The organism is Oceanotoga teriensis (assembly GCF_003148465.1).
Taxonomy (GTDB): domain Bacteria; phylum Thermotogota; class Thermotogae; order Petrotogales; family Petrotogaceae; genus Oceanotoga; species Oceanotoga teriensis.
Window position 1 is genome coordinate 1 of sequence record NZ_QGGI01000035.1, and the last position, 9709, is coordinate 9709.

The following is a 9709-nucleotide window of genomic DNA, read 5'->3' on the forward strand; positions in this document are numbered from 1 at the left end:
TGTGTTAGGCGCGCCGCCAGCGTTCACCCTGAGCCAGGATCAAACCCTTCATCCTTATGGTTTGTCCTTCTTCAGTTCTTTCTCTGACGTCTTTTTCTTCCTTACCTTATTGGCTTTCTTCTATCCACTTTTCAAACAGCATTTATTTCTCCGGCTTCTCAGCCAGCCGAAGTATATACTATCACATTTCTCTATCTCCTGTCAATTTCTTTTTTGTTACATTTATTCCTTCCTTTCCTTACATATTTCCACCTCTTAACGTGTTTGAAGGTTATTTTATTTTAAATTTAGTTCTCCATCTTTTTTTAAAGTCCTCCAAAATGGAGTTTTTTCTTCTTTTCTTTCTTCAGAAGCTCTTGCAACTAAGTTTATAAAAATTCCTGCTGTTAAATGACAAGTATAATCTACATTATTTTTTTTTGCTAAATATTCTCTTATATGAACAGATGTAGTTAATTTTTTATTTTTCATAAATCACCCCCAAATCGTAATTTATCATAAAAAATATTTTCTTTCAATAAATTCTCAACCTCACTTACATCAACGGGTTTACTAAAATAATATCCTTGAACAAGATCACAATTACCCACTTTTAGTCTTTTTATTTGTTCATAATCTTCAATTCCTTCAGCAACAACTTCAAGATTCAAACTATGTACCAACATTATCAAACTGTCCATAACTCTAATATTATTAAGTCTTAAAAATTTATCATTTACTGATTTATCTAATTTAACTTTATCTATTGGAAGGTTTGTTAAATAACTTAAAGATGAGTATCCTGTTCCAAAATCATCTATAGAAATCTTTATTCCCTTATTTCTAAGTCTATTAAATAAATTTAATGCTTGTTCTGTATAATTCAAAAAAACATTTTCTGTTATCTCTATTTCTATAAAATTGGGACTTATATCATTAATACTTAACTGTTCCATCAAAAAATTAAAATATTCATTATCATGCAATTGCAATGGAGAAAAGTTAATAGAAACAGGAATTATTTTTAATCCCCTTCTCTTCCATAAACTCAATTGTTCTATTACTTTTTGAGTTACTATTCTACCTATTTTTATTATAGATCCATTCTCTTCCGATATAGGAATAAAACTTGAAGGAGATATATTATGATTTTTAAATCTGATTAAAGCTTCAAAAGTATTAACTTCTCCAGTTTTTATATTAATCTGAGGTTGATATAATATTTTGAATCCATCATTTTCTATTGCTTGTTTTATTATCGCATCTATATTCGATTTATTGAGTAAATAATTTATCATATCCATATCAAAAAATCTATAACCATTCTTCCCTGAACTCTTAACTTCATATAAAGCAAGATCTGCATACATTATTAATTGATTAATATCTTTACTATCCTTCGGAAAAATACTTATTCCAATACTGAATTTGATTTCAATTCTATATCCATCTACAAAAAATATTTTTTCAAATTTATTTTTTAATTCTTCTATAAAAACAGAAATAAATTCTGGATTATCTAAATCCTCTAAAAGAATTAAAAATTCATCTCCGCCAAATCTCGAAACAAATATATTTTCTTTATCAAAAGATTCAAGGATTTTAGCAAGTTCTTTTAAAACTTCATCGCCATAAACATGTCCCTTAGTATCATTTATAACTTTAAAATTATCAATATCCATTAAAATAATAGATCCTTTTTTACCCCTATTCATAACTCTATTAACTCTTTCCATAAACTTTCTTCTATTTGGAAGATTCGTTAAGGAATCATGATTTGCCAAAAAATCTATTTCTTCATTTTGAGCTTGTATTTCTTGTAATTGAGCTTTTAATTCTTCTTCAGAAGCTGTTAACATCTCATTTTTTTCATAAACCTCTTCATTTATATCTTTAAGAATCTTATTGGCTTTATAAAGATCTCTATTTTGTTTATCTATAACAAATTGCATATTAGATAAAGCTTTAGACAACTTACCAATTTCATCTTTAGAGTCTATATAAAAATCTATATTTTTTTTACCCTGTGAATAGTCTTCAACTTTTAAAATTAATCTTTTAATATCTTTTAGATTCTCATGTAAAACGAGATAAAGAACAGCAAATAACAAAAGTATTCCAACAATATCTATATAAAGTATGAGAGTTCTTATACTCTCTATATTTTTATTAAATTCATCTTCACGCAAAATCGCTCCAACTGACCAACCATTGGATAAAATAGGTGCATACCCTATAAACTTTTTAATATCTTCATAATAAAAACTATCGAATCCTGATTTTAAATCACTCATATTTTCAACTATATCTGGATAATTATCCTTAAATTCTGACAATCTTATAGAATCTCCTCGTCCAGAATGATACAAAATTCTTTTATCTTTAGTCATCAAAAAAACATAACCACTCTCACCAAAATTATAACTTTTCAAAAGTTCTGAAATATAATCAATCATCAAATCTATTGCAGCAAATCCAATTAAATCAGAATTTTCATTTCTTATAGCTTTAACTATGCTGACCACCATTTTTCCAGTTACAGCATCAACATATGGTTCTGTAACAGAAAAATCACTATCTTTCATAACATCTTTATACCAATCTCTCTGAGTTATATACCAATCTGCGGGACTATTCCATTCATTGTGACTTATAACATAACTCGAATCAAAATCCGCAATCCAAACAAGAGCTATTCTTTCATCAAGTTTCTGAATATCAGAAAGAGTCTTTATTATATCATTATAATTATCATTTAACTTTATCTCATCTCTATTTTTTACATCATTCAAAAAATTTATTATCTGTCTATTAACAGCCATCTCTTTCACAACAAAATTATTCCTCGAAAAAAATTCATTTATTTTATTAGATACAGAATCAGCTTCTTTTAAAAGAGTATTTTCAGTTATTTCAAAAAGGATATCATATGTTCTTCTTTGAATAGAAAATAAAGAAATAAAAAATATAATGGAGACTACCAAAATAACAGATATAGTTATTCTAAGAAATAGACTACTTCTTATAATATTCATATATTATCCCCCTAATATTCATCTTAAAACAATTATAACATTTTATTTAAAAAAAATACAGATGAAATCATCTGTATTCATTATATTCTCATATAAACTTTTTTATTATTTTTTTCAATATCATAGAACTAATATATCCCAAAGATACAAGAATAATAGTCCATGCAAATATTTTTTCAGTTTGAAGATTGTTTCTCGCCCAATAAAGCCCTGCACCTATACCGGTATCCAAACTCAAAAGTTCTGCCATAGCACCTATTTTCCAACCTCTTTCAATTGTAATTATACTTGCCGATGCTATATAAGGTTTAACAGAGGGAAGATAAATATGAGTAAATCTTCTAAAATCAGAAAATTTATACACATAAGACATTTGTAAAAGCTCTTCATCCGTACTTTTAACCCCTTCACGAGTATTAATAACAAATATAGGCAAAATAGATATCAATATAGTAAAAACAACTATTTTTGAATTTAATCCAAACCATATTATAGCTATTAATATCCATGAAATATTGGGAGTAGTCTGCAACATAACAATCATTGGATTAAAAAACATATTAATCTTCTCATTTAATCCCATAAAAAAACCTAAAAAAGTCCCCAGAATCATAGATAAAAAATACCCTGCAAAAAGTCTTAAAAAACTCAACCATATATTATACCAAGTATCTTTTTGAAAGATCATAGACAAAAGAGTTTCAAAAGTATATAAAGGTGATGGTAAAATAATGGGCTTATAAAATGAAGAAAAGAATTGCCATAAAAATAAAAATATGGCAACTCCTAAAATTGAATATATATACTTATTGTTTTTAAATTTAATAATAAAATTCATCATCAGGCATTTTTCCACCTATACTCTCTTTATTAAAATCATATAGTACTTTAAGATATTTCTCAATCTCATCTTTGGCATCATGTGCATCTTTAAATCTCAAATTAAGTCTCTCAACAGATGCTTTAGTAACCTTATCAGATATATTCATATATTTCATACCAAGCTTAGACGCCTCATCTATATTAGAATTAACCCAATCAATGGCTTTAGAATAATCCTTATTGAAATCTTCAACAAGCTCTTTATTATCTCTCAAAAAAGCTGTTCTAACAACTAAAGAAGCTTGTGGTAACTCAATACCAGAAATCTCATACCAATCTTTTTGAACATCCTCACATATAATTGCCTTTTTATTCTTTAAAAGAATACTCGTAACAAAAGGTTCTCTTAAAAAAGCAGTATCTGCCATATCATTTATCATCAACTGTGCAATTTGATTAGGTTTTCCTCTTTTAATCTTAATATTATTAACATCATAAAAATCAGTAACAAAACTAAATAAAATATCCATAGGTCCACCTTTATCTGGAACATAAACTTCTTTTCCGGAAAGATCGGACCATGAATTTATCTCTGAATTAGTAGTCAAAAGATAAAAAACACCCCATGTATGAATATTGAGAATTTTAATATCTACCCCTTTATTATAAAGCTTAATAGCTTCATTAGTAGGGAGTAATGCGATATCAACCTCATTTTGCATGAGTTTTGAAATAACGATATTTCTATCTTTATGTATGGATGCCTCAACTGCACCATTAGAATTCTCTTGTAAATAAAAAACAGGTAAAGATGCAGGACCAACTGGAACGCTAACTTTAACACCAAAAACAAAACTACTCAATAAAAAAATCAAAAAAAATGATAAATATCTATTCTTCAATTAAAATACCCCCTTAAACTTCTAAAAAATTCTTTTTACACCATCTCTTTCTAAACTTATAAGATGAATGAACTTCACCATCAAACTTTAAAAAAGATGACGAATCTAATTTTCTATCGAATTTATTTTCATCTAAAACAATCTTCTTAGAAAAATTATGGTCTCTACCAAAAATATAAATTTCATCACATAATAAAAAAGCTTCTCTTGAATCATGGGTAACAAATATTCCCGTAATATTTTCAGAAGAAAATATAGAATTTATAAGATCTATAAAATCAAGTCTCAATCTAAAATCCAAACCAGAAAAAGGTTCATCCATCAGCAAAAGATCTGGATTAATAACAAGTGCCCTAGCTATAGAAACTCTTTGTCTCATACCACCACTTAACTCTTTGGGCATAAAATTTTTATACTTCAAAAGTTCAACCTTATCCAACACAATATCAACCATTTCTTTTCTCAAAGACTTACTTTTCACCTTATCCCTTATAACAATCTCTACATTTTCAAAAACATTAATCCAATTAAGAAGTCTGGGTTCTTGAAAAACAAAACCCATATTAATGCTATTATTTATTAAATTTCCAGAATCCTTACTCTCAAGATTACTTATTATCTTTAAAATAGTAGACTTACCACATCCACTATATCCTAATATACCAATCATCTTTCCTTTATCAACATTCAAAGAAATATCATTTAAAACTACATTATCCCCATATCTCTTACAAAGATTCGATATATTAATAATAAAAATCACCTCTTATTATAAAAGCACCACTTCAAATGTTAGCTTACACTAACATTAACACATTTAAAAAAAGAAGTCAATAAAAAATTTATATATATAAAAAAACTCGATAAACTTTAAAAAAACTAATTAAAGACCTAAACAACCTTTTTTAATCTTTAAGTAACCTTATTATAGTATAATTTTAATTATAAAAATAGAACTACTGGAGGCAAAACATGGGAAAAACAAAAGAAATGTTAGAATATATAAAGAGTACTATGGAATATGAAAACCTTCAAATCTCTGATGACACTTTGAACAAATGTGAAGACATAATAAATAACAAAATATCTTATACAGAAGCCGTAAAAGAAATAACCAATAATTACAATAAAACAAATGAAAGACTATAGTATAAAAGATCAAATATATTGTTATGAAAATACATTAATACTAAAAAATAAATTAAATATAAAAAACAAAGAAGAATTAGAAATAGTAGAAACAAAAATTACTTCTTTTAAAATTGCAGAACTTCAAAAAAGAGAGTTTAAAGAATACAACTTAAACTTTCTTTTTTTTAAAAATCTGCACAAATTTATCTTTGAAGACCTATTTGAATGGGCTGGAAAAATAAGAATTATAGACATATCAAAAGATTCTTTCAAATTTGCACATCATATATACATAGAAAAAGAGGCCTCAAAATTATTCAATCAATTAAAAAAAGAAAATTATCTAAAAAACATAAAAAAAGAAGACTTAATAAAAAAAATATCTCATTATATTACAGAAATAAATGTATTACACCCATTCAGAGAAGGAAATGGAAGGACTATAAGAGAATACTTCAGAATATTACTTCAAAACTTAGATTATAAAATAAACTTCAATATAAAAAACAAACAAAAATATATAGAAGCCATGATAGAATCTCCTTATGATCAAAAAAATCTAATTAAATTTTTAAAAGAAAACATAAAAAAATTGGAGGAAAAATGAAAATACTAATCACAGGTGTTGCTGGATTCATTGGAAGCAATTATTTAAAACATCATCTAAAAAACAATCCAAAAGACTTAATAATAGGTATAGATAAATTAACCTATGCTGGAAATCTAAAAAATATCGAAAATGAATCAAAAAACAACAATTTTATATTCATAAAAGAAGACATATGCAATCAAAATTCAATACAAGAAATAATAGAAAAATATGATATAGAAAAAATAATAAACTTCGCTGCAGAATCCCACGTAGATAACTCTATCGAATCTCCACAAATTTTCACAAAAACAAATGTATTAGGAACTCAAATATTATTAGATTCTGCAAAAAAAATATGGTATGATTCAAAAAAAAATACATGGAAAACAAACACAAAGTTTATACAAATATCAACTGATGAAGTATATGGTTCTTTAGAATTAAATGAAAAACCCTTTACAGAAAATAATCTAATAGATCCTCATAGCCCATATTCTGCAAGTAAAGCTGCTGCAGACATGATTGTAAAATCATATTATGACACATATAAAATGCCAATAAATATAACAAGATGTTCAAACAACTTTGGTCCGAATCAACATGAAGAAAAACTAATACCAAAAGTAATAAAAAATGCCATAAACAAAAAACCAATTCCTGTATATGGAGATGGAAAACAAATAAGAGATTGGTTATATGTAGAAGACCATTGCAAAGCAATAGAAATGGTATTAAAAAATGCTAAATCTGGTCAAATATATAATATTGGAGATCAAACAGAAAAAACTAATATAGAATTAATAAAAACAATAATAAACTACTTAAACAAAAAAGATTCAAATATAGATACAGATTTAATACAATATGTAAAAGATAGACCTGGACATGATAAAAGATATGCCATAAATTCAAATAAAATAAAAAAAGATTTAAATTGGCAAAGTAGTAAAAATTTCGATAAAAATCTCTACAAAACAATAGATAGCTATATAAAACAATACAATATTTAAAAAGCATAAAAATGGGGGACGAATATGCCTGATTCAAATAAAATAAATGATTCATTGATCAAACATAAAATTGACAATGACTTAATCGAAAAAATATTCTTAGGAATCGATAAAAACAAAAACTATTCAAAAGAGCAAAAAGCTAAAAATCTCGTATTAATAACTTCGAGAATCGATAAATATTTAAATACTGAACAAAAAATAAAAATTATGTCATGGTGTGCCTGTTGTAAAACTGGCAAAAGAGCTAAAGATATAAGAAACTTCTCAAAAAAATATAAAGAAAAGAATTTACATGAAAAAATAAAACTATTATCCAATGTTCAATATATGAGTTCCCCAAAAATAAAAGAAAACATATTAACCACTTCTATTGAATGGAAACAAGATAACATTTACAAATGTGCATGCACTAGTTTTACAAACATTAATATAGGAAAAGTATCCAAAACCTATTGTTTATGTTGTGCTGGACATTTTAAATATCATTATGAAAAAGCTTTAGATATACAATTAAATATTAAATCTGTTATATCTTCTGCACTCAATAGTCAAGGAAAGTATCCTTGTATATTTGAATATAATATAATAAAAAAAGCATGATACTAATTTTTTAGTATCATGCTTTCTTATAAATTTATTTTTTTATTCTTTTTCTATTAATAAAAAACTTAAAAACTTCTGTATTAAAATAATCAAGAGAATAAATAAGAGGAATTCCGTGCGAATCATAAAAAACTTGATTTAACAACATAAAAAGGTTCTGTTCTTTTATATTTAAAATTTTACACATTTTTTTATCAAAAATAACTGGAACTATTTCGCTAACAGCATTTTCAAGATCAAATTTTAAATAATCTTCAAAAAATTCTATCATAGATTCTGTCGGTAATTTTTGAGGAGGCTTATTTTCAAAAAATCTTAAAGGTATACTATCAACAGCATAAACTGCCATTTGATTATCTGCTAATCTTTTTCTATAATAAGTGACAACCATTTCACCATCTTCAAGTCTTAATTTTTCTTTTATTTCTTTTTCTGGAATAACTATTTTCCTATCTAAATATTCTGTACTTGGTTTATATTTAAAAGTTTCCATAATTTCAGTAACCGACTTTAAAACTTCTAATCCACTTTTCAAGTTTACTGGAGTTCTTTTAATAAAAGTTCCCTTTCCCTGAATAGTATATATTATTCCTTCTTGTTTTAACTGACTAAGAGCTTCTCTTATAGTAATTCTACTAACTCCAAGCATTTTGACAAAATTACTTTCAGACGGAAGTTTATCACCTGTTTTTAAATTTTTCTCATCGATATAATCTTTTATTTTTTCCCTAGCTAATATACTTAAAGGTTCATCACTTTTATTTATTTTAAAAACCATTCATACACCACCAATTACTAATTAATATAGTAATTATATTATAACACTTTATTTTATTTAATTATTCTTTTGACCATAATTATCAAATTTTTTTAAAATTTTTTCCATTTCATTATTTGATAATATATTTGGCTTACCTGTTAATAAAGTTCTATAGTATATTTCAGCTACAAATTCAACCATAAGCGCTTTTTCATATGTTTTCATTAAATTTTCTCCAACTGCTAATAATCCATGATTTGCAAGTAAACAAACACTACTTTCTTTCAGGGTCTTATAAGCATTTTCAGCAAGTTCTTTTGTTCCATAAGTATAATATGGAACTACTGGAATTTTTTTACCTGCAAAACCTATAAGATAATGAATGGCTGGTATTTCTTTGTTTAAACAAGCCATAGTTGTTGCATATATTGAGTGAGTATGTACCACAGCATTAATTTTTTTATCATTTTCATAAAAAATTTTATGCATAGAAAATTCAGATGATGGATTTAAATTTCCTTCTAATTTTTTGCCATTTAAATTCATAACAACTATATCTTCTTCTTTCATTTCCATGTAATCTAAACCACTTGGTGTAATATAAATTTTTGATTTATTTCTATCAAAAACACTTATATTTCCACCTGTTCCTTTAGTAAGATTATCTTTAATCATTTTTTGACTATATTTAACTATTTTTTCTCTAATTTTAATATTCAAAATAAAAACCTCCCTCTATAAAATACGCTTAAGTGAATATTTCATGATAATTCATAGAAATTAAAAAAAACAAAAAAATATAAAAGATAATAAATAATGAAAGAAATTTTATTTATTAAAAAATTAATAAACATAAAATATGGTAGTAGTTA

11 protein-coding genes are annotated in these 9709 nt (G+C 25.6%); 4 read left to right on the forward strand and 7 right to left on the reverse strand.

The genetic code is table 11. The features are described from left to right. Positions 1–276: 276 nt before the first annotated feature. The 5 genes from C7380_RS13155 to C7380_RS13175 all read right to left on the reverse strand — a co-directional run bounded on the left by C7380_RS13155 (position 277) and on the right by C7380_RS13175 (position 5501). A complete protein-coding gene (locus tag C7380_RS13155; protein WP_109606665.1) occupies positions 277–471 on the reverse strand; it encodes a hypothetical protein in 195 nt (64 codons plus the stop codon). Further along, on the reverse strand, positions 468–3014 hold the full coding sequence (locus C7380_RS13160) for an EAL domain-containing protein (RefSeq protein ID WP_109606667.1): 2547 nt from the start codon (positions 3012–3014) through the stop codon (positions 468–470). Before C7380_RS13160 ends, C7380_RS13155 begins: the two co-directional genes overlap by 4 nt. Before the next feature lie 88 nt (positions 3015–3102). Then, positions 3103–3855, reverse strand: coding sequence for an ABC transporter permease (locus tag C7380_RS13165; protein ID WP_109606669.1), 753 nt, complete (start codon positions 3853–3855; stop codon positions 3103–3105). Next, a complete protein-coding gene (locus C7380_RS13170) occupies positions 3836–4738 on the reverse strand; it encodes an ABC transporter substrate-binding protein (protein ID WP_109606671.1) in 903 nt (300 codons plus the stop codon). The genes C7380_RS13165 and C7380_RS13170 overlap by 20 nt, the downstream gene beginning before the upstream one ends. Before the next feature lie 13 nt (positions 4739–4751). Further along, positions 4752–5501 carry an ABC transporter ATP-binding protein gene (locus C7380_RS13175; RefSeq protein ID WP_146192176.1) on the reverse strand — a complete coding sequence of 250 codons (750 nt, stop codon included), beginning with the start codon at positions 5499–5501 and terminating at the stop codon, positions 4752–4754. A gap of 209 nt (positions 5502–5710) precedes the next feature. Here C7380_RS13175 and C7380_RS13585 point away from each other — a divergent pair, with 209 nt between their 5' ends. The 4 genes from C7380_RS13585 to C7380_RS13190 are packed head-to-tail and all read left to right on the forward strand — an operon-like array spanning position 5711 to position 8074. Continuing rightward, positions 5711–5887, forward strand: a complete 177-nt coding sequence (locus tag C7380_RS13585) for a hypothetical protein (RefSeq protein WP_158274918.1) — start codon at positions 5711–5713, stop codon at positions 5885–5887. After that, complete coding sequence (locus C7380_RS13180; protein ID WP_109606675.1) at positions 5874–6476, forward strand: Fic/DOC family protein; 603 nt, start codon at positions 5874–5876, stop codon at positions 6474–6476. Before C7380_RS13585 ends, C7380_RS13180 begins: the two co-directional genes overlap by 14 nt. Then, a complete protein-coding gene (rfbB, locus tag C7380_RS13185) occupies positions 6473–7471 on the forward strand; it encodes a dTDP-glucose 4,6-dehydratase (protein WP_109606677.1) in 999 nt (332 codons plus the stop codon). The genes C7380_RS13180 and rfbB overlap by 4 nt, the downstream gene beginning before the upstream one ends. Positions 7472–7495: 24 nt before the next feature. Next, on the forward strand, positions 7496–8074 hold the full coding sequence (locus tag C7380_RS13190; RefSeq protein ID WP_109606679.1) for a hypothetical protein: 579 nt from the start codon (positions 7496–7498) through the stop codon (positions 8072–8074). A 34-nt stretch (positions 8075–8108) separates the two neighbouring features. On the opposite strand, the gene C7380_RS13195 is transcribed toward C7380_RS13190, so the two are convergent. Together C7380_RS13195 and C7380_RS13200 are read right to left on the reverse strand one after the other, a co-directional pair. Next, a complete protein-coding gene (locus C7380_RS13195; RefSeq protein ID WP_109606681.1) occupies positions 8109–8855 on the reverse strand; it encodes a GntR family transcriptional regulator in 747 nt (248 codons plus the stop codon). Positions 8856–8912: 57 nt separating this feature from the next. Then, positions 8913–9557 carry an L-fuculose-phosphate aldolase gene (locus C7380_RS13200; protein WP_240597635.1) on the reverse strand — a complete coding sequence of 215 codons (645 nt, stop codon included), beginning with the start codon at positions 9555–9557 and terminating at the stop codon, positions 8913–8915. Positions 9558–9709: the final 152 nt, after the last annotated feature.

What these genes read in the sequence shown, in the direction of transcription:
- C7380_RS13155 (WP_109606665.1), bottom strand. Translation starts at nt 471, where the DNA reads ATGAAAAATAAAAAATTAACTACATCTGTTCATATAAGAGAATATTTA.
- C7380_RS13160 (WP_109606667.1), bottom strand. Translation starts at nt 3,014, where the DNA reads ATGAATATTATAAGAAGTAGTCTATTTCTTAGAATAACTATATCTGTT.
- C7380_RS13165 (WP_109606669.1), bottom strand. Translation starts at nt 3,855, where the DNA reads ATGATGAATTTTATTATTAAATTTAAAAACAATAAGTATATATATTCA.
- C7380_RS13585 (WP_158274918.1), top strand. Translation starts at nt 5,711, where the DNA reads ATGGGAAAAACAAAAGAAATGTTAGAATATATAAAGAGTACTATGGAA.
- C7380_RS13180 (WP_109606675.1), top strand. Translation starts at nt 5,874, where the DNA reads ATGAAAGACTATAGTATAAAAGATCAAATATATTGTTATGAAAATACA.
- rfbB (WP_109606677.1), top strand. Translation starts at nt 6,473, where the DNA reads ATGAAAATACTAATCACAGGTGTTGCTGGATTCATTGGAAGCAATTAT.
- C7380_RS13190 (WP_109606679.1), top strand. Translation starts at nt 7,496, where the DNA reads ATGCCTGATTCAAATAAAATAAATGATTCATTGATCAAACATAAAATT.
- C7380_RS13195 (WP_109606681.1), bottom strand. Translation starts at nt 8,855, where the DNA reads ATGGTTTTTAAAATAAATAAAAGTGATGAACCTTTAAGTATATTAGCT.